The sequence below is a fragment of the Flavobacterium alkalisoli genome (genome assembly GCF_008000935.1).
GTDB classification, from domain to species: domain Bacteria; phylum Bacteroidota; class Bacteroidia; order Flavobacteriales; family Flavobacteriaceae; genus Flavobacterium; species Flavobacterium alkalisoli.
This window is the reverse complement of sequence record NZ_CP042831.1, coordinates 3329663-3350971: the sequence shown is the minus strand read 5'-3', so window position 1 is coordinate 3350971 and position 21309 is coordinate 3329663. Positions and strand designations below refer to the sequence as shown.

General features: G+C 38.2%; 18 protein-coding genes. 7 read left to right on the top strand and 11 right to left on the bottom strand.

The window, feature by feature from the left end; all coding sequences use genetic code 11:
- Position 1: 1 nt before the first annotated feature.
- Positions 2 to 832, bottom strand: a complete 831-nt coding sequence (locus FUA48_RS15080) for an ATP cone domain-containing protein (protein WP_147584298.1) — start codon at positions 830 to 832, stop codon at positions 2 to 4.
- Positions 833 to 904: 72 nt separating this feature from the next.
- Positions 905 to 1072, bottom strand: a complete 168-nt coding sequence (locus tag FUA48_RS15075) for an alpha/beta hydrolase family protein (protein ID WP_205729414.1) — start codon at positions 1070 to 1072, stop codon at positions 905 to 907.
- 109 nt (positions 1073 to 1181) lie between these two features.
- Here FUA48_RS15075 and hemN point away from each other — a divergent pair, with 109 nt between their 5' ends.
- A complete protein-coding gene (gene hemN / locus FUA48_RS15070) occupies positions 1182 to 2546 on the top strand; it encodes an oxygen-independent coproporphyrinogen III oxidase (protein WP_147584297.1) in 1365 nt (454 codons plus the stop codon).
- A gap of 78 nt (positions 2547 to 2624) precedes the next feature.
- On the opposite strand, the gene FUA48_RS15065 is transcribed toward hemN, so the two are convergent.
- The 8 genes from FUA48_RS15065 to FUA48_RS15030 form a co-directional block, all read right to left on the bottom strand.
- A complete protein-coding gene (locus tag FUA48_RS15065; RefSeq protein ID WP_147584296.1) occupies positions 2625 to 3326 on the bottom strand; it encodes a sulfite exporter TauE/SafE family protein in 702 nt (233 codons plus the stop codon).
- Positions 3327 to 3345: 19 nt separating this feature from the next.
- On the bottom strand, positions 3346 to 3795 hold the full coding sequence (locus FUA48_RS15060; protein ID WP_147584295.1) for a FixH family protein: 450 nt from the start codon (positions 3793 to 3795) through the stop codon (positions 3346 to 3348).
- A gap of 12 nt (positions 3796 to 3807) precedes the next feature.
- Complete coding sequence (ccoG, locus tag FUA48_RS15055; RefSeq protein WP_147584294.1) at positions 3808 to 5226, bottom strand: cytochrome c oxidase accessory protein CcoG; 1419 nt, start codon at positions 5224 to 5226, stop codon at positions 3808 to 3810.
- 11 nt (positions 5227 to 5237) lie between these two features.
- A complete protein-coding gene (locus FUA48_RS15050; protein ID WP_147584293.1) occupies positions 5238 to 6200 on the bottom strand; it encodes a cbb3-type cytochrome c oxidase N-terminal domain-containing protein in 963 nt (320 codons plus the stop codon).
- A 20-nt stretch (positions 6201 to 6220) separates the two neighbouring features.
- Positions 6221 to 6406 (bottom strand): CcoQ/FixQ family Cbb3-type cytochrome c oxidase assembly chaperone, encoded by a 186-nt coding sequence (locus tag FUA48_RS15045; protein ID WP_129751198.1) that lies wholly within the window; start codon positions 6404 to 6406, stop codon positions 6221 to 6223.
- A gap of 3 nt (positions 6407 to 6409) precedes the next feature.
- Positions 6410 to 8611: a cytochrome-c oxidase, cbb3-type subunit I gene (gene ccoN / locus FUA48_RS15040; protein WP_147584292.1), complete on the bottom strand. Its 2202-nt coding sequence runs from the start codon at positions 8609 to 8611 to the stop codon at positions 6410 to 6412.
- A 1-nt stretch (position 8612) separates the two neighbouring features.
- The gene (gene ccoS / locus FUA48_RS15035) at positions 8613 to 8789 is read right to left on the bottom strand and encodes a cbb3-type cytochrome oxidase assembly protein CcoS (protein ID WP_147584291.1); all 177 of its coding nucleotides are present in this window, start codon (positions 8787 to 8789) and stop codon (positions 8613 to 8615) included.
- A 90-nt stretch (positions 8790 to 8879) separates the two neighbouring features.
- A complete protein-coding gene (locus tag FUA48_RS15030; protein WP_147584290.1) occupies positions 8880 to 11255 on the bottom strand; it encodes a heavy metal translocating P-type ATPase in 2376 nt (791 codons plus the stop codon).
- A gap of 105 nt (positions 11256 to 11360) precedes the next feature.
- Between FUA48_RS15030 and FUA48_RS15025 the strand changes: the two genes are divergently transcribed.
- The 6 genes from FUA48_RS15025 to FUA48_RS15000 all read left to right on the top strand — a co-directional run bounded on the left by FUA48_RS15025 (position 11361) and on the right by FUA48_RS15000 (position 20377).
- Positions 11361 to 12035, top strand: coding sequence for a Crp/Fnr family transcriptional regulator (locus FUA48_RS15025; protein ID WP_147584289.1), 675 nt, complete (start codon positions 11361 to 11363; stop codon positions 12033 to 12035).
- Positions 12036 to 12256: 221 nt separating this feature from the next.
- Entirely contained in the window at positions 12257 to 12682 is a 426-nt protein-coding gene (locus tag FUA48_RS15020) for a hypothetical protein (RefSeq protein WP_147584288.1), read from the top strand.
- Positions 12683 to 12855: 173 nt separating this feature from the next.
- A complete protein-coding gene (locus tag FUA48_RS15015) occupies positions 12856 to 13938 on the top strand; it encodes an efflux RND transporter periplasmic adaptor subunit (RefSeq protein ID WP_147584287.1) in 1083 nt (360 codons plus the stop codon).
- Positions 13939 to 13968: 30 nt separating this feature from the next.
- A complete protein-coding gene (locus FUA48_RS15010) occupies positions 13969 to 17172 on the top strand; it encodes an efflux RND transporter permease subunit (protein WP_147584286.1) in 3204 nt (1067 codons plus the stop codon).
- Positions 17159 to 18610 (top strand): TolC family protein, encoded by a 1452-nt coding sequence (locus FUA48_RS15005; RefSeq protein ID WP_240732486.1) that lies wholly within the window; start codon positions 17159 to 17161, stop codon positions 18608 to 18610. The genes FUA48_RS15010 and FUA48_RS15005 overlap by 14 nt, the downstream gene beginning before the upstream one ends.
- 156 nt (positions 18611 to 18766) lie before the next feature.
- Positions 18767 to 20377, top strand: coding sequence for a GH39 family glycosyl hydrolase (locus FUA48_RS15000; RefSeq protein WP_147584285.1), 1611 nt, complete (start codon positions 18767 to 18769; stop codon positions 20375 to 20377).
- A gap of 51 nt (positions 20378 to 20428) precedes the next feature.
- Here the strand turns inward: FUA48_RS15000 and FUA48_RS14995 are convergent, their stop codons facing one another.
- The gene (locus FUA48_RS14995) at positions 20429 to 21289 is read right to left on the bottom strand and encodes an outer membrane beta-barrel protein (protein ID WP_168196996.1); all 861 of its coding nucleotides are present in this window, start codon (positions 21287 to 21289) and stop codon (positions 20429 to 20431) included.
- Positions 21290 to 21309: the final 20 nt, after the last annotated feature.

Here is a 21309-nt window from a genome sequence, read left to right as displayed (position 1 = left end):
GCTATAGGTAATTACAAAGTTCTGAGGCTTCCTTTAAAATATTTTTCACCCTATTACTGCTTATGCCCAGTTTTTCAAGTGAATCGGAATTATTAATTAGTTCATTAACCAATATAATATCCAGTATAAGCAGTTTCTCTTTTTCTGCCATGCTTAACGTTGTAAGGCAGGTTACAGGAAAAAGAAAGTTATCGTCTATTTTGGTTTTGATGTTGTCTTCGGGAGGGTAATTCCAGCTCAATAGTTCCAATCCTGAGCAGTTGGCAAAGGTTACGGCATCTGTAGTAAATCGATTATTAGTTACAATAATACACTTGTTTACAGTATCTGCATCACTAAAAACAGGTTGTGTTACTGCCTTTACATCATTGTATCTTGACAGGATATACATAGGCACCTTTACATCAGAATGTGTGTTTTGATTGCTATGGAATTTACATTCTACGATAGCTATAGTGTTGTCTTTTTTAAGGCATATATCTATTTCATGAGAGACACATTTACCTTTAAGGGTAAGGTTGGTTTTTGTTTCAAAACCTTCAAAGCTGTATAAACGGGAAATAAACTTTTCAAAAAAGAAGCCGGCAGGGCCTAACTGTCGCAAAGCTGAACGCAGGTTATATCTTGCGGCATGGGCATTAGCTTCTTTCTTTAAAAGAGAAAAAGCCTGTTTATAAATTTGTTTGGTACTTATACCGTGATACAGGCTTTTTTCAATTTTATTCAGGACGTTCTTTACGGTTGCAGTATCGGCACCGGATTTTTCAAGGGAACGCTTTAGCTTGTTCCTGTCAAAATCTACAATATGGCCTGAATTTTTAACTACCTTCATATAAATGTGTTATTGTATAAAGTTAGCTAAAATTAATATGTACGGCTTTAATAACAAATGACAAAAGTCATCTTATAAAAACTTCATGGTTTTCATCCAGTTTTTAAGATTATCAATCCATTTATCATCAATAGATTTATTGTTTAGTCCAAACCCATGTTCGCCATGAGGATATAAAAGCATTTCGCCATACACGCCGTTTTTCAATAAGGCTTCATAGTAAGCAATGCTGTTTTGCATAGGCGAGGTGCTAACGCTGGTTCATTACTTTTTTATAAGCTGACAATTATCATTTTTTAGGGTGTATGGCTGTCCTAATTTTGGCTTATCACTCATAAAATCACTAATCATGGAAAATAATATACTGCAAAAATATAATGTGCCCGGTCCACGCTATACCAGTTATCCTACAGTACCATACTGGGATAACGGCGGCTTTACTACCGATGTATGGAAACAGAGTTTTTTACAGGCATTTGATGAAAGTAACGCTACCGAAGGAATAAGCTTATACATTCACCTGCCGTTTTGTGAGAGCATGTGTACGTTTTGCGGATGCAACAAAAGGGTAACCCGCAGGCATGAGGTTGAAACAACCTATATTACCGCAGTGTTGAACGAATGGAATATGTATTGTGATATCCTTCCTGAAAAACCAAGGATAAAGGAGCTGCACTTAGGAGGGGGAACACCCACTTTTTTTAGTCCGGAAAACCTTGAAATACTTATAAACGGAATTTTTGACAGGGCAGAGAAGGCTCCCGGTTATGAATTCAGTTTTGAAGGGCATCCTAATAATACTACAAGGGAGCACCTGCAAAAGCTATATGATCTAGGGTTCAGGAGGGTAAGCTTTGGCGTACAGGATTATGATGAAACGGTACAAAAAGCAATACACAGGATGCAGCCTTTTCAAAATGTGGCAAAAGTGACTTTTTGGGCAAAAGAGATAGGCTATACTTCCATAAGCCATGATTTGGTTTTTGGGCTGCCATACCAGAAAGTAGAAACCATTGTTGATACTATTGAGAAAACCAAAGCTCTTAACCCTGACAGGATTTCTTTTTACAGCTATGCACACGTGCCCTGGATAAAAGGTAACGGACAGCGCGGCTATGATGAAAAGAACCTGCCTCAGGATGATGAAAAAAGAAAGCTTTATGAGATAGGTAAAATACTGCTTGGGGAGAATGATTATTATGAAATAGGGATGGATCATTTTGCCCTTAAAAGTGATGCAATGTATACCGCCTTTAAAGAAGGAAAACTACACCGCAACTTTATGGGGTACAGTGCTTCTAAAACACAGTTAATGATAGGGTTGGGGGTGTCTTCCATAAGTGACAGCTGGTATGCCTTTGCCCAAAACGAAAAAGTACTTGAGGACTATTATAAACGAATAGAGAGTAATGAATTACCTGTTTTTAGAGGGCATTTGCTTACCGATGAAGATCTTGTTATAAGAAGACATATACTGAATCTTATGTGCAGTTTTGAAACTTCATGGGAAGACAGTCCATTATATTTTCCTGAATTACCTGAAACCTTATTGAGCCTTAAAGAAATGGAAAATGATGGTTTACTGGAGTTTGGCAAAAGCAGTATAAGAGTTACCGAAGAAGGAAAAACCTATGTAAGGAATATATGTAAGGCCTTTGATTTAAGGCTTAAGCGAAAAGCACCGGAAACTAAATTGTTTTCAATGGTTGTTTAAATCACCCTTACCAACCTAACCTTCCAAAAGAAAAGCCCCTGAAATTTTCAGGGGCTTTTCGCAGTTGTTTATGTTTAGTTACTTGCAGTGTGGTATTCCCTGAACAAAAAGAGAGTTGGTTTCGGGTGAAAGGTAAGGAATACCTAGCCCTAATCCCCTTAGGATAAAGAAAGCCCCTATAATGGCTACGGCATAAGGTATAAAGCTGTTAAGCTTATTCCTTAAGGGTGAAGTAAGCATATTGCTAACATATACCACAGCGCTCATCATAGGGATGGTTCCTATACCGTAAAGAACCATGTATAATCCTCCCAAAAGGGCATTTTGCATGGCAATAGCACCAAAAAGGGCAGCGTAAACCAATGCACAGGGTAAAAAGCCATTAAGAAGCCCGGTTATAAAAATAGCCTCATTGCTTTTTTTCCTGAACTGGGCTCCAAGACCACTTTTTACACTACTTATTACTTTATAGATAGGTTTAGAGAAATTATATTTGGCAAATTTCTTTTCCGGTATTGCTATTATGGTAATCATAATAATACCGGAGGCTATGGCAACGTTTTGCTGCATTCCGGCCAGGTAAAGCCCCCTGCCTAACAACCCGAATATAATTCCCAGTGAACCATAAGCTATAAGCCTGCCGATATGATACAAAAGGATCTGTATGGTTTTTTTTGTTTCATTGGTGCGGTCTACCGGCAGCATCATGGCAATAGGCCCGCACATGCCCATGCAGTGCAGGCTTGATATTAATCCTAATAAAAGTGCTGAATATAGCATACTCTTATCTTTTTAATTTTTAATAAACCGTAATCTCCTTACTGTTGAGGTAACCTATACCCTGATATTCCCAGTCAACAGTAATGTTCCAGCGGCCGTCTACCAAATCACTTTTAGGTATGAGCAGATGAGAAGCCGATATTGTTATTGGTTGTTCAATATCGAGCCTTTGGTTAGACGGCCTGTACAGGAACACTTTTCCTTTTATTTTTGAAGCATCAAAATCCTCTGGAAATTCTATTTCTATTCCTTTTTGTGTGCTGTTAATTGTTAGTTGATGGTGCAGGCTAATAGCATTTTCTTCTCTGTTAAGCTTGTCCTGCAATATTCTTTCCTGTTTGTAGTAATCTTCTACAACCAGTTCGTTGTCATATTTACTGTCTGATTGTACTTTGAATACAAAAAACAGTATAAAGCTCATAAAAAGGGCAAATGCGATTACAATTCCTGTTCCCCAGTTAAATTTCATAATCATTAGTTTTTAATTAAAAGTCCTAGGACCTAAAAAGTTGCTTGATTCGGTTTCAATAAGTCGGTCACCGTCATAAACCTCAAGCAGTATCTTTGTTTTGTCGCCTTTAAGCAATGCCTCATTAATTTCCACAAACAATGTTCCCTGTGCAATACCTGCCTTAGGTACTTTAAAATGAGGCTTTCCTACCACTTTAACTTCCCCTTTAGGTGTTTTTAGCTTAAAGTAAACATCATTAAAGTCTTTAGTGGTTTTGTTCACGATTTTGTAGGTATATACATTGCTTATGTTTTCTCCTTTGTGCTCGTACAATTGCCCGGGTAACCTTAGTACTGTGGCTTCCACATCATTTCTTAAGAACAGCATACCTGTAAATATTCCTATAAGGATTAGCAGTACGGCAGTGTAGCCTTTCATTCTGGCAGTAAAAACAAACTTTTCCTTTTTGGTTATTTCGTCTTCACTGGCATAACGTATCAGGTCTTTAGGAAAACCGACCCTTTCCATTACAGTATTACATTCATCTATACAGGCAGTACAGTTAATGCATTCCAGCTGCGTTCCGTTTCTTATGTCTATACCGGTAGGGCAAACATGTACACAAAGCTTGCAGTCTATACAATCTCCTTTTCCGGATATCGCCCTGTCTTCGTTCTTAACTATTTTACCGCGCCCGTTTTCTCTTTCACCTCTTTTATGATCGTAGGCTACAATTATCGATTTGTTATCCAGCAGTACTCCCTGAAGCCTTCCGTACGGACAGGCTATAATACAAACCTGTTCTCTAAACCAGATATAGATAAAGTAGAATACTGCAGTAAATATCAGCAGGGCTATAAGTGTACTTACATGCTGTCCGGGCCCGTCGGTTACCATTTGTATGAGTTTATCACTTCCTGATAGGTATGCGAGAAACACATTGGCTATAAGGAATGATATGATAAAAAAGATGAACCATTTGAGAGCTTTTTTTCTTATTTTTTCGGTATCCCATTTTTGCTTATCCAGTTTAATCTGGGCATTCCTGTCACCTTCAATCCAGTATTCTATCCTGCGGAAAACCATTTCCATAAATATGGTTTGCGGGCAAACCCAGCCACAAAACAGCCTACCGAAGGCAACAGTAAACAGTGCAACGAATATTACCCCTATAATCATGGAGATTACAAACAGGTGGAAATCCTGTGGCCAGAAAGGGAAACCAAATATGTTGAACCTGCGTTCCAGCACATTGAACATAAGGAACTGGTTGCCGTTTATTTTTACAAAGGGAGCACTAAACAGGAAGAGAAGTAAAAAGTAACTGACTAATTTGCGGTACCTGTATAGTTTTCCCGAAGGTTTCTTAGGATATATCCAAGACCTTTTACCTTCTTCATTTATGGTTGCTATCCTGTCCCTAAACTCTTCTTCCTGTATATTGCTCATGGTATTTGGCTTTATTTAGCGGCTACTTCGGGGGTTTCTTCTGTTGTTTGCTGCGTATCTTCTTCATTTGGCTTATCGCTATCGCCATCGGTTTTGGCCTCGTCTTTCCATATTTCTCCATCGGGAGCTTTAGGGTCTACAGGATTGGTTCCCTGCAAAGACAATACATAACTGGCTACCAACTGAATTTCTGAAGGTTTAAGAGTACCTTTCCAAGCCACCATGCCTTTACCGTCACGTCCGCCTTCGGTAATGGTGTGAAATACATTTTTAATACCTCCTCCTAAAACCCAGTACTCGTCGGTAAGGTTAGGGCCAATAGCACCTCCGGCATCTGCCCTGTGGCAGGCTACACAGTTGGTCTCAAAAATCTTTTTACCTTCTGCCAAATCAGATACTTCTGTTAAAAGAGTTACGTTGTTGGCATCAATACGGTCTTTAGCAAGCTTGTTATATTCCTCAACCGCTATGCGGGCTTCTTCCATTTCAATCTCAAATTCCTTTTTCTGGTCAGGGCCATCAAGAATGTGGTACTTTACAAGGTAAACCAACCCAAACAGTATAGTTACATAGAAAAGGTTTATCCACCACGGTGGTAACACATTATCAAGCTCTTTAATACCGTCATAATCATGATGAAGTAATATTTCACCTTCTTCTTCAATAGGTTTAACTTTTACAAACCAGCTTTTTATCTTTTTGTAAAGCTTGGTGTCTTTAAACTCTATGGCATCGGCTTCAGCCAGTTTTTTCTTCTGTTCTTCGGTAAGGATGCTGTAAGTAACCCTGTCTATGGCACTAATGGTTATTTCTATTGCTACCTGAAGGAACAGGAAGAAAAACAGGAATATTGATACTTCTGGGTATTTTAGGAAGGCAGGCCTGTCTCCTGAATCTATAAAGTATTCCAGAGCCATGAAAACCAGTGCAAAAATTACAGGAACCCTAACATATACCGGTATAAATTTTTTCATAGTGATAAGTTTATGTTCAACTATTGGTTATCGTTATCGTTGTCTGAGAACGGCAGGTTACTCATCTCGGTTATCTTTTCTTTCTTGTAGGTATATACCCAGGTATACAGTACTACAAAGAAGATGAAGAAAATAAGCAGCGATAGTATAGGATAGACCTCAATTCCTGAGATGCTCTCCATATTGTGTTTTATAAACTTTAGCATGGCTTATTGTTTTGAGTTATCGGCCGTAGCCGGTTTAATTTTAATATCGGTTCCAAGGCGTTGCAGGTAGGCTATTAGTGCTGTAATTTCCCGGTCTTTCATTGGGGTAAACTCTTCACCGTTTGCCAGAGCTGTTTTTTTGCTTGCTTCATAGCTTTTTACAAAGTCAGGGTCTATATGTAAATTCTCTTCAATTTTTGCTGCCTGTGCATCCATAGACTGCTGTGCATTGGCAATATCTTCATCCGTATAAGGAACACCCAGTTTTACCATTACCTGCATTTTTTTCTCAGTCTCGCTACGGTTCATTTTCTTATTGTCAAACAGCCATTTGTAGGATGGCATTATAGAACCTGCCGATGTACTTTGAGGATCCCACATGTGATTAAAATGCCAGTTGTCGCTGTATTTTCCACCTATACGCATAAGGTCTGGCCCGGTACGCTTAGAACCCCACAGGAACGGGTGATCGTATACATATTCTCCAGATTTAGAGTATTCGCCATAGCGTTCTACTTCTGATCTGAACGGACGTATCATTTGAGAGTGACAGTTTACACATCCTTCCCTAATGTACAGGTCACGGCCTTCAAGCTCTAAGGGAGTATATGGTTTAACCGTAGATATGGTTGGTATGTTAGATTTTACCATTATGGTAGGTACAATTTGTATAATACCACCTATAAGTATTGCAATAGTAGCAAGTATGGTAAGCTGTATAGGTTTTCTTTCCAACCAAGGGTGGAATTTCTCACCTTTCATTCTTCGTCCTGTAATTCTTTCCAGTTCAGGAGCTTCTGCCAGTTCGTCTTCAACGGCTTTACCCTGGCGAATTGTCATTATAATGTTGTATACCAGTACTAAAAGACCTATTACGAATAAGGTACCGCCTATAGCCCTCATCCAGTACATTGGCATAATTTGTTTTACAGTTTCAAGGAAGTTACCGTATTTAAGAGTACCGTCAGGGTTAAACTGTTTCCACATAGAAGCCTGTACAAAACCTGCAACATACATTGGTAAGGCATATAATATGATGCCCAGTGTACCTATCCAGAAGTGGAAGTTGGCAAGCTTAACAGAGTAAAGAGATGTTTTTGTCATTCTTGGTATTAACCAGTAGATCATACCAAAGGTTAGGAAACCGTTCCATGCCAGCGCGCCTACGTGTACGTGTGCTACAATCCAGTCGCTAAAGTGGGCAATAGCATTTACGTTTTTAAGTGATAGCATTGGCCCTTCAAACGTTGCCATACCATATCCGGTAATTGCAACCACAAAGAATTTTAAAACAGGATCTGTACGTACTTTATCCCATGCACCCCTTAGTGTAAGCAAACCGTTTATCATACCTCCCCATGACGGAGCGATAAGCATTACAGAGAATACCACACCCAGGTTTTGAGCCCAATCAGGTAGTGCAGAGTATAACAGGTGGTGCGGCCCGGCCCATATATAGATAAATATTAACGACCAGAAGTGGATAATAGACAGCCTGTATGAATATACCGGCCTGTTTGCCGCCTTAGGCAGATAATAATACATTAACCCAAGGAAAGGTGTTGTTAGGAAAAATGCCACGGCATTGTGCCCGTACCACCATTGCACTAAGGCATCCTGTACACCGGCATAAACAGAGTAACTTTTCATTCCGTTTACCGGAAGTTCAAGGCTGTTAAAGATGTGAAGAACGGCAACCGTTACAAAGGTTGCAAGGTAAAACCATATGGCTACATATAGGTGGCGTTCCCTTCTCCTTAAAATGGTACCTATCATATTAATACCAAAAACAACCCAAACAATAGCGATAGCTATATCTATAGGCCATTCCAGTTCGGCATATTCTTTAGATGTGGTATATCCTAACGGAAGTGATATGGCTGCGGCAACAATAATAAGCTGCCATCCCCAAAAATTTACATTACTTAAAAAATCGCTGTACATGCGGGTCTTAAGTAGCCTTTGCATTGAGTAGTAAACCCCTGCAAAAGTGGCATTACCCACAAAGGCAAAAATCACGGCATTGGTGTGTAATGGCCTTAATCGGCCGTAGCTTAGCCATGAAATACCTTCGGTTAAACCGGGAAACATGTACATAGAGGCTATCAGCAAGCCTACAAGCATTCCTACAACCCCAAATAAGATGGTGGCATAGAGGAATTTTTTAACTATTTTATTATCGTAATAAAATTGCTGCACTTCCATATTAAATTGTGTTATTGTGTTTGTTTTCTTTTTTCTTTAACTCATCGTCAAAAAGCATTCTTACAGACGGGGTGTAGTCATCGTCATATTGGCCTGTTTTTACTGCCCTTATAAAGGCTACGCAAAACAGTATGGCCACAACGATACTGATGGAGATTAGTAAATAAATGACGCTCATACTTATTGGTTTTATGTTAACAAAACTACTGTTGCACCGCGTGATAAAACATGATATTTATCATGCATACATGGTTTTTTGATTAAATTTTCAGGCTTTTTTTCGGGCATAATAATTACTCATAACAGTTACAAAACTCATAATGGTAATAGTGCTTAAAGGCATGACAATAGCGGCTGTTAGCGGAGTAAGTTTTCCGGCTATGGCAGCCGATAATCCAAAGGCATTGTAGAGCAGGGAAATACCAAAACTCATTTTGATAGTCTTGACCGCATTTGTAGATAGTTTGAGGAAATAATCAATACTTTCAAACTTAGAAGCATCGAGTATACCATCGCAGGCAGGGGAGAACACATTAATATCTTCTGATATTGATATCCCCACATTGCTTTGTGCCAGTGCTCCAGCGTCATTCAGGCCGTCGCCTATCATCATTACATTTTTTCCTTCTTTTTGCAGACTTTCTATAAAGGCCAGTTTTTGTTCTGGTTTTTGATTGAATACACATAATGTTCCCGGAGGTACCAATTGTTTTAGTGTTTCGCGTTCGCCTTCGTTATCTCCCGAAAGTATTTTAAGTTCATATCGTTTGCTCAGGTTTTCAAGAAGAGGTTTAAGGCCATTTCTATAACTGTTTGCAAAAACATATTTACCCTTATAAACTTTATTGATACTTATGTGTACCGCAGTTTGTAAGGTTTGTGCTTTAGAAACACCCACAAAATCAACCGATCCTATTCTTATTAAATTATCGTTGATATGACCTTTAATGCCTTTGCCCGTAATTTCATCAAAATTATCAACCAATATAATAGCTGCATTCGGGAGAAAATCATATAACCTCCTGCTTAAAGGATGGTTAGACCCCCTTAGGATATTTTTCACCATAAGGATTTCTTCTTCAGTAAGCCCGTTGCCTTCATAAAAAATATCCGATTTCTTACTGGTGGTTATGGTGCCTGTTTTATCAAAAACTATGGTGTCTACCTTAGCCATCTGTTCTACTACAGTGGCATTTTTGAGATAGAGCTTTTTGTTTCCCATAATCCTTAAAATATTTCCCAGCGTAAATGGTGCACTTAATGCCAGTGCACAAGGGCATGCCACAATAAGTACGGCAGTAAATACATTAAAAGCGGTGGTTACATCTATAAAAAGCCAGTATAAAAGTGATGCCAATGCAGTAATTAATAATAAGGGAGTAAAGAACCGGCTTATGGTATCGGTAATTGTTTTATAATCCTGCCTGTCTTTTTTGGTGAATATATCGTTACTCCATAGTTGGGTAAGATAACTTTGGGAAACGGAACTCAATACTTCCATTTCAATTATCTTACCTGTTTGTTTACCTCCTGCGAAAAGCTTGTCTCCCGATTTTTTGGTAATCGGGTCGGCTTCTCCGGTTACAAAGCTGTAGTCTATGGCAGTAGTATCACTTATAAGAATACCATCTACAGGTATAAGTTCCTGATTACGTATAAGAAGCCTGTCGCCCGCAGCAACATCATAAACAGGTACCGAAACTTCACTACGGTCCGGAAGTATTTTAGTAACCGCAATGGGGAAGTAGGATTTAAAGTCTCTTTCAAACGAAAGGAAATTGTATGTTTTCTGTTGAAAGAATCGGCCTAGAAGCATAAAGAATACCAGTCCGGTAAGGCTGTCAAAAAATCCCTGTCCATAGCCGAATATGATATCAACAGTACTTCTCACGAACATTACAATAATACCTAATGCTATAGGCACATCAATATTGAGCATTCCGGTTTTAAGGCTTTTCCATGCGGATGAATAATACCCGCTTGCAGCATACAGGAAAGAGGGTAGGGAAAGACCAAAAATAAGCCATCGGAAAAAGCTCTTGTAATTGTCCAGCCAGTACTCTTCCATTTCAAAATACTCAGGAAATGAAAGCAGCATAACATTGCCGAAGCAAAAAAATGCTACTCCCAGCTTATAAACCAGTTCACGATTTACCTTTTTCTTTTTCTGCTCATAATTGTCCAGGCTTATGTAAGGCTCATAGCCAATTTTACACAGCAGGTGTACTATTTCCTTTAGTGTTGTTTTTTCAGGATTGAAAACAATGCGTACTTTTTTGTTGTTGAAATTTACCTGAGAACTGCTAACACCTATATTGATTTTGTTGAGGTTCTCCAATATCCAGATACAGGAACTGCAATGAATGTGCGGAATATATAAGGAAACAATATGTGTTTCCTGTTCGTGAAACTCTAAAAGGCGATAAACGATTTCCTCATTATCAAGAAAATCATATTTACCGTTAATGTCTTTAGGAGTAGCTCCCGGTGTTTTTTCAAAAGAATAATAATCTGTAAGCCCGTTAAGGGTAAAAATCTCATATACGGTTTTACAGCCATTACAGCAAAAGGATTTATCGTCAAAAACGATCTCTTCTTTATCTGTATAACCTAACCCGCAATGATAACAATTTTGCGTGTTCATAATCTGCTCATTTACCTGATACAAAATTGATGCACACTTAAAAAATAAAATATGATAATTGTCATACAATATGTACATTTGTGTGTCCAATTTTAAAAGTGCCCTATGAGTAAATGTGAACAGTGTATAGTGCGTGAATTCAGCTCCTTAAAGGCGTTGAATAAAGATGAACTACTCAGGATGGCTAACTGCAAGACGTCTTACATTATTAAAAAAGGCGAACCTATTTTTACCGAAGGCGAAAATGTAAATGGCATTTTTTGTGTAAAAGACGGTGTTTGTAAACTCACTAAGCTAAGTGCAAACGGAAACGAACAGATTGTTAAGCTGGTTTCTAAAGGCGAACTTCTGGGTCAGCGTTCTATGATAAGCGACGAACCTGTAAACCTTAGTGCTGTTGCACTGGAAGACATGGAGGTTTGTTTTGTACCTAAAAGCGAAATTGTATCCTTTTTTAATCATAACAATCAGTTTTCTATGAATGTTATGAAATCCATTTGCGGAGACCTTAAAGAAGCCGATGACCATTTGGTAAACATGGCTCAAAAATCGGTTAGGCAAAGGCTTGCAGAAACACTTTTATATCTGCACGATACCTTTGGTACTAATGAGGATAAAAGCCTTCACGTAAAATTGTCCCGCGAAGAAATTGCCGGTATGGTAGGTACTGCTACCGAGAGCTGTATCAGGCTTTTATCTGAATTCAACAAAAGCGGGCTTATTGAGCTTTCGGGCAAAAAAATTATCATTAAAGATTTTAAAGGACTTAAGGCTATATAAGATTAAAAAAATCTTAATCTTCACTTTTATGTATTGGCATTATTTTTGTCTACAGGCATAAAGAATTTAAATACTTACTTTTTTATAACCTAGAAAATATGGTTTTGTTTAATATAGGGAGTACTGTTCTGTTTATGACTTTGTTACTTTAATGTTACGGACTGATAATTAATATGGAACAGTTTGTCAATATAACTAACTTTATGTAAGTTTGCGCCCAAATGAAGAAGTTTCTAATCAGGTTTTTTCTATTAATAAGCGTTATCCTTATAGGATATGGGAAACTATACCCAAATGCTTACCATAGTAACCTGGCACATTCTTCAGAGAAACTTTCAGTTCAAAACTCGGAATATGCTTCCTTAGTAAATTTCCAGAGTGATGATATTACAACAATCAAATCTCCTTCTGCCCACGAGCTTAAATCTAACGAAGATTTATATGCTACAGATAACGAGGTAGAGGAAGATGAATCATTCTCTTTTAAAAAGTACTTAGAGGCAAGTAACTTTTTTACTGCGGTACTTTATGCCCAAATATTGGGATTCTTTTTCTTATTTATTAAAAAACACTCGTCGCCTGATGGGCTGTTTTCCTATTTCTCATCTTGTAGAAAATTTATCGTATTCAGGGTAATCAGAATTTGATTTATTTTCTTTTAGGGTAATACTTGTATTCCCTTATTTCCTCACAGTTTATTATTACTGTATAAGCATTTACAAAGCCTTTTGGTTTTGAATATGCAAAGTGTATCTGATATACGCACTTTCTAAAAAATTTATCAAGAAAAATCATATTGTTTTTAAAACGCTAAGTTATTATGAAGAGAATCCTCATGATTATGAGCTTGTGTGCATTTGCATTTTTTACAAGCTGTAAAACTGAAAAAGAAGAAAAAGAGAAAGAAACTGAGTTTCTTGTTACCAATCCGGTAAAAATGGACACAACTCTTACTAAGGAGTATGTGTGCCAAATACACTCAATACAGCACATTGAGCTAAGAGCGCAGGAGAGAGGTTATCTTGAAAAAATTTATGTAGATGAAGGACAGGCTGTTAAAAAAGGACAGCTAATGTTTCAAATCATGCCTAAACTGTATGAAGCTGAAATGAAAAAAGCAGAAGCAGAGGCAAAATTTGCAGAAATTGAATACCAGAATACTAAAAGCCTGGCTGACAGAAATGTTGTAGCTCCTAATGAGCTTGCTATGGCAAAAGCAAAACTGGATAAGGCAAACGCAGAGCTTTCATTGGCTAAAGTTCACCTTCAGTTTACTGAAATAAGAGCTCCTTTTGATGGTATTGTAGATCGTTTTCACGTAAGGCTGGGTAGCCTTATAGAAGAAGGAGAACTGCTAACAAACCTTTCTGACAACAGTAAGATGTGGGTTTACTATAACGTACCTGAAGCAGAGTATCTTGAGTACAAAGCAGAAACCAAGGATAACAAAAAGATTAATGTAGACCTTATAATGGCTAACAACAAAAAGTTTGGTCACGGAGGTGTTGTTGAAACTATTGAAGCAGATTTTGACAATGAAACAGGTAACATTCCATTCAGGGCTACTTTCCCTAATCCGGACAGATTATTAAGACATGGCGAAACAGGTAACATACTTGTATCTATACCTATTAAAAATGCTATGCTTATACCACAAAAGGCAACTTTTGAGGTACTTGACAAAAAATATGTTTATGTAATTGATAAAGATCACAAGATAAAATCGAGAGAGATTACAATTGAAGCGGAGCTGCCACACTTATTTGTAATTAAAGACGGTTTATCTACAGATGATAAAATTCTTCTTGAAGGTTTACGTCTTGTTAAGGAAAATGAGAAAATTGAATATAAACTTCAGGATCCTAAGCAGGTTATGTCGCATTTAGAGCTTTATGCAGAATAATCTAATCGGATAACTTAAAAAGAAGAAAAAATGTTTAGCAAATTCATACACAGACCTGTATTTGCGATTGTAATTTCGATTATGATTGTGTTTATGGGTACTCTGGCAATTAAACAATTGCCTACTTCGCAATTTCCGGATATTGCGCCTACAACAGTAAATATCTTTATTGCTTACCCGGGTTCGAGTGCAGACGTTTTGGTTAAATCAACCCTTATTACGCTTGAGAATGCTATTAATGGTGTTCAGGACATGCGTTATATGGCAACGGATGCTACCAGTGCCGGTGAAGCTACTTTGAGAATTATTTTTGAACCGGGAACCGATCCCAATCAGGCTGTTATCCGGGTAAAAACCCGGGTAGACCAGGTAATGCCGCTTTTGCCGGAACTGGTACAGCGTGAAGGGGTAGTTATTACGCCTATCCAGCCTAGTATGTTGATGTACGTTAACCTGTATGCAACGGGCAAAAACATGGACGAAAAGTTCCTGTACAACTATGCCAACGTTAAAATGCTTCCTGAAATTAACAGGATAAAGGGGGTTGCGAGATCACAAATATTAGGTAGTAGAACTTATGCGATGCGTATTTGGTTAAATCCGGATCGTATGAGAGCTTACAATGTTTCCGTAGATGAGGTTATGGAAGCTTTGGGCGAACAGAGTATTGTTGGTCGTCCCGGACGTATAGGTCAGAGTTCGGGTATACAGGCTCAGTCCTTAGAATATGTATTGACCTATAAGGGTAGGTATAGTGAACCGGAAGAATACAATAATATAATTATCCGTGCCAATGCAGAAGGTGAGGCCATTCGCCTTAAAGATATAGGTAGGGCAGAGCTGGGTAGTGAGTTCTTTGATATTTACTCAAACCTTGACGGACATCCTTCGGCATCTATCGTACTAAAACAGAACTATGGTAGTAATGCCAACGACGTAATTAAAAGCGTTAAGGAAAAGCTTGAAGAGCTTAAGCAAAGTTTCCCTCCGGGACTTGACTATAAAATCAGTTATGACGTTTCTAAGTTCCTTGATGCGTCTATGGAACAGGTTATCCATACCTTAAGGGATGCGTTTATATTAGTTGCACTTGTGGTATTTGTGTTTCTGGGTGACTGGCGATCTACGCTTATCCCGATATTAGCGGTACCGGTATCGCTCGTGGGGGCGTTCTTTGTTATCCAGTTCTTCGGAATTTCGATAAACCTTGTAACGTTATTTGCACTCGTACTGGCAATTGGTATCGTTGTGGATGACGCAATTGTGGTTGTAGAGGCGGTACACGCCAAGTTTGATGAGTTCCCTAACATTTCGCCATATAATGCTGTTAAAAAGGTATTGGGTGAAATTAGTGGTGCGGTAATAGCAATTACTGCGGTAATGGTATCGGTATTTGTACCTATTTCATTCATGTCTGGTCCGTTAGGTACATTCTACAGGCAGTTCTCTATTACCATGGCAAGTTCCATTGTAATTTCGGCACTAATCGCCCTTACGCTTACACCGGTATTGTGTGCTATGTTACTTAAAAACCACCATGCACATCCTCATAAGAAAAATATTCTTACCAAATCGCTTGACAGCTTTAACAGAGGCTTTGATAAAATGACAGGTAAATATGTTGCCATACTTAAAAGAATGGTTAACAGAAGATTGCTTACGTTCATCATACTAATTGCGTTTTGTGCAGGTACATTCTATGTAAACAAGATACTTCCTTCAGGATTTATTCCAAGTGAAGACCAGGGTACTATTTATGCGATTATCCAAACTCCTCCGGGATCTACACTGGAAACAACAAACCAGGTATCACAAAGATTACAGAAAATTTGTGAGGATATAGACGGAGTAGAATCAGTATCATCTCTTGCAGGTTATGAGATTATGACCGAGGGTAGGGGATCTAACGCAGGTACATGTCTTATCAACCTTAAGGAATGGTCTGAAAGGGAGCATACAGTTACCGAGATAATGGAAGAGCTTGAAGAGAAATCTAAAGGTTTAGGTGCCAAGATAGAGTTCTTTGAACCGCCGGCCATTCCGGGATTTGGTTCTTCAGGAGGTTTCTCTATGCGTTTATTGGATAAAAATACTACGACTGATTATCAGGATTTTGATAAGATAAACAAACAGTTCCTTGAGAATTTAGGTAAGCGTAAAGAGTTAACAGGTCTGTTTACTTTCTTTGCTGCAAACTATCCTCAGTATGAGCTTGTAGTAGACAACGATTTGGCAATGCAGAAAGGTGTTTCTATTGGTAAAGCAATGGAGAACCTGGATATACTTATCGGTAGTACCTATGAGCAAGGGTTTATTAAATTCGGACGTTTCTTTAAAGTATATGTTCAGTCAGACCCTAAATACAGAAGATTACCATCAGATGTTCTTAACCTGTTCATTAAAAACGACCATGGCGAGATGGTTCCTTATTCAGCTTTCATGAAGCTTAAGAAAACACAGGGGCCTAACGAGATTACACGTTATAACATGTATAACTCAGCAGCTATACAGGGTCTTCCTGCAAAAGGTTATACAACAGCAGACGCTATTCAGGCAGTGAGAGAGGTTGCTAAAGAAACATTACCTAAAGGATATGATATAGCTTGGGAAGGTCTTTCTTTTGATGAGGCAAACAGAGGTAACGAATCTATTTACATTTTCCTTATTGTATTGGCATTCGTATACTTTGTACTTGCTGCACAGTATGAAAGTTTCATTATTCCGTTAGCGGTAGTATTCTCATTACCTGTTGGTATTTTCGGTTCATTCCTGCTACTTAAGATAATGGGACTTGAAAACAACATTTATGCACAAATTGGTCTAATCATGCTTGTGGGTCTGCTCGGTAAGAATGCCGTACTTATCGTTGAGTTTGCGGTACAGAAGCGGCATGAGGGCTTCACGCTGTATGATGCAGCGATTGAAGGGGCTAAAGTACGTTTCAGACCCATCCTTATGACATCATTTGCATTTATCGCGGGGCTTATCCCGTTAATGATTGCTACAGGAGCAGGGGCGATAGGTAACAGGACACTGGGTTCGGCAGCACTTGGAGGTATGTTATTCGGTACTATCTTCGGTGTAATTATAGTGCCTGGACTGTACTTTATTTTCGGCTCGCTGGCTGATGGCAGAAAACTGATTAAATATGAGGAAGACAGTTCTTTATCAGAAGAATTTGTTCATCAGATAGATAAATTCCAAAACACAGATGAAACCGATGAAACTGAGTAATATGTCTAAAATAAGAATGTATAAATATGCAGGGGTAGCCTTAATTGTATTAAGCTTTACCGGTTGTAAGACACCTGCTTTGGTTCAAAGAACAGAAAACACTACAGTACCTGCGAATTATGAAAATGCTTTGCAGGATACTGTAAATGTGGCAACATTAACGTGGAAGGAATATTTTACCGACCCTTATCTTGACACATTGATTGATACGGCACTTAAAAACAACCAGGAGCTTAACATTACGCTTCAGGAAATAGAGATTGCCAAAAACGAGATTAGGGCAAGAAAAGGGGAGTACTTACCTTTTGTTGGCCTTAAGGGTGGAGCCGGTGTAGAAAAAGTAGGTAGATATACCAGTCAGGGTGCTAACGATGCCAATACCGAAATTAAACCGGGCAAGGAATTTCCTGATCCGCTACCGGATTTTATGGTAGGTGCTTATGCAAGCTGGGAAATAGATATTTGGGGTAAACTGCATAATGCTAAAAAAGCGGCAATAAGCAGGTACCTGTCTACAGTAGAAGGTAAAAACTTTATGGTTACTAACCTTATTGCTGAGATAGCTAACTCTTATTATGAATTACTAGCCCTTGATAATCAGCTTGAGATTGTAAACCAGAATATTGAGATACAAAGCAATGCGCTTGAGATTGTAAAGCTACAGAAACAGGCTGCACGTACTACAGAACTTGCCGTGCGTAAGTTTGAGGCTGAAGTTTTAAAAACAAGGAGTCTTCAGTACGACATTCAGCAGAGTATTGTTGAGACAGAAAACAGGATCAATTATCTGGCAGGTAGGTTCCCTCAGCATGTGGAAAGAGATCACACTACTTTCGGCAGTATATTACCTACAACTGTTCAGTCAGGTATTCCTTCTCAGTTACTAGCAAATCGTCCTGATATTAAACAGGCAGAGTTTGAGCTTGCGGCATCTAAACTGGATGTAAAAGTTGCTAAGGCTAAATTCTATCCTTCACTTGGTATTACAGCAGGTATAGGTTATCAGGCATTTAATCCGTCTTACTTAATCAAGACACCTCAATCGCTGTTATACTCACTTGCAGGAGACCTGACAGCTCCTTTAATTAACAGAAATGCTATTAAGGCTGAGTATTACAGTGCCAACTCAAGACAGTTACAGGCTGTTTATGATTATGAACGTACCATATTAAACGGTTACATTGAAGTTGCTAACCAGCTTTCTAAAATTAAAAATCTTGAAAAGAGTTATGATTTAAGATCGCAACAGGTTGATGCACTAACTGAATCGATTAATATCTCAAATGATTTATTTAAATCGGCTAGGGCAGATTACATGGAGGTTTTATTAACCCAACGTGATGCTCTTGAATCTAAATTTGAACTGATAGAAACCAGAAAACAACAACTAACTGCAGTAGTTAATATCTACAAAGCGTTAGGTGGTGGCTGGAAATAAAAATAAACTATAGGGCTTATTCTTCATAAGCTAATTAGGTTTGGTTAAGTTGGTAAACCCCTTCAGGTTAATTGCTTTGAAGGGGTTTTTATTTTTATTATTTTGAAAAATAATATCTTTTGGTATATTTGACCATAAGTATAAAAATTACTGAATATGCAATTTAACACAACCAATTTTAAAAAGAATATAATTAAAGCCGGAGTTTTATTATCATGTAGCCTGGTTTTGCTTTCACAAAAGAGTTTCTCGCAAACTAAAGAATCAGCGGTAAGGCGCATTGAAACAGACTTCAATAAAACAAAAGGAAAACTCAACAACTATTTTAATGAATGTGTTGGTGCAGGACGTGCCAATGAAGGTTTGCGGGCTGACTGGCAGCAACAGTTAGCAACAGCAAAACAGGATTGTGGTTTTCGTTATATCCGTATGCATGGCTTACTTGTTGACGACATGGCTGTTTACAAAGAAGATAAAAACGGAAATCCCGAATACAACTATCAATATATAGATCCGCTGTTTGATTACCTGCTGAGTATAGATGTTAAGCCTTTTGTAGAATTAGGTTTTATGCCTTCGCCACTGGCAAGCGGTGATAAGACCATTTTTTGGTGGAGGGGAAATGTAACACCCCCAAAAGATTATAATAAATGGGAGGAACTTATTACCAATCTGGTTCAGCATTTTACCGAAAGATATGGGGAAGAGGAGGTAAAGTCATGGTATTTTGAGGTTTGGAATGAACCTAATCTTGATGGTTTTTGGGCCGGTACACAGGAGGAATATTTCAAATTGTATCAATACACCGCTAAAGCCATTAAGGGAGTAAATAAAGAGTATAAGGTAGGAGGGCCGGCTACTGCAGGAGCAGCATGGGTACCCGAAATGATTGATTTTTGTGCTGAGAATAACGTTGCTATAGATTTTGTTACTACACACTCTTATGGTGTTAAGCAAGGCTTTCTGGATGAGTTTGGAAATTCTGGTACAGTATTAAACAAAGATGAAATGGCCGTTAGCGGAGATGTGATAAATTCCCGTAAACAAATTGAAACATCTGCCATCCCAGGGCTTGAACTTCATTACACTGAATGGAGTTCGTCATACACTCCTGCCGATCCTATTCACGACAGTTACCATCAGGCAGCTTATGTGCTGGAAAAACTAAAGCAGGTAGGTAATACCGCTAACTCAATGTCTTATTGGGTGTTTACCGATATTTTTGAAGAAGCAGGACCACGTTTTACACCTTTTCACGGAGGTTTTGGTTTAATGACCATACAAGGGATAAAAAAGCCGGTTTACTATGCTTATTCCTTTTTAAATAAGCTTGGGGTTACTGAACTGGTAAACTCTGATGCACATTCATGGGTAAGTAAGAATGAGAAAGGAGATATTCATATTCTTGCATGGGATTTTACCAATACACACCCGGGTGATTCTGTAAACAATCAGGTATACTATATAAAAGACCTTCCTGCAAAGAATAAGGGTAAATTAGAGATATCCATAGCTGACATGCCAAAAGGCAACTATAAACTTGAAATCTATAAAACAGGGTATAGGGTTAACGATGCCTATACGGCTTATTATGATATGGGAAGGCCTTCTCAGCTAAACAGAAATCAGGTAAAAGAAATAAATGAAAAGAGTAACGGAGCACCTGTTTATACAGAAGAAATAAAAATAGGTAAGAACGGTAGTTTTTCTAAACAATTGGATTTGCGTGAAAACGATGTGTTCCTTATCTGTCTTAAAAGAAAGTAATAAATAAAAAAGCAGCCTTTTAGGCTGCTTTTTTTGTACACTGATATAATATTAGAAAAAAGCATATCTCAGCTTTATACCATAAGCTATCAAACGTACGTCTTTAGTGTAAGATGAATTGATTACTGAATTGTATTTTAAGTTAACAGGCATTTCATCAGCCGGATAATTAACTACGTTTTCTTCTTTACTGTCAGCTATTGAGTTAAAGCCATAGTCTAAGAATAGGCCTATATAGCAGGAATTATGGTCACCTACATATTGCTTAACACCGCTTTCTAAAGTTCCTGACCACGCTATTTTGGTTTCAAGATCCTGTTTACCCGGTCTTACCCCTGAGAATGTACCAAAGCCCATAAAAGTAGGTCCAAACAGTTCGGCATTATATTGCGGGTAATAACCACTGGTTGAAACATTTTCTATAGTTGTTTCATATTCTCCTTTTATTGCAAAACCTGCTTTAGCACCTATAGCAATATAAAAATCAGTTATTCCGTCTCCGGTTTCAAACTGAACCGTTACCGGTATGTTTACATAATGCAGTTTCTGGTTTTCTCTGTAACTCGTCATATTATACCTGAACTCAAAAGAATCGTTCTCAAAATCAACGGCATTATAGCTTGCGCTTGCAAAGTCAAATCGTGCATTTGAATTATACGTCTGGTATTCGCCTCCAAGACCTATACTCCAGTTATCATTAAGGAAATAGGAATATTTAAGCCCTAACTGAACACCATGTTCATGATCTACCTGTCCGCCTTCAAGGTCGTAATATATGGATGAGAAAACACCTCCTGCATACATGGAAAACTCATGTTTTTCCTCCTGTGCATATATTTTAGTGAAGCCCGTAAGCGCTAAGGCCAACATAACCGACTTAACTGTAAACTGTGAAAAATTATATTTCTTCATGATATGTGTTTTTTGTATTG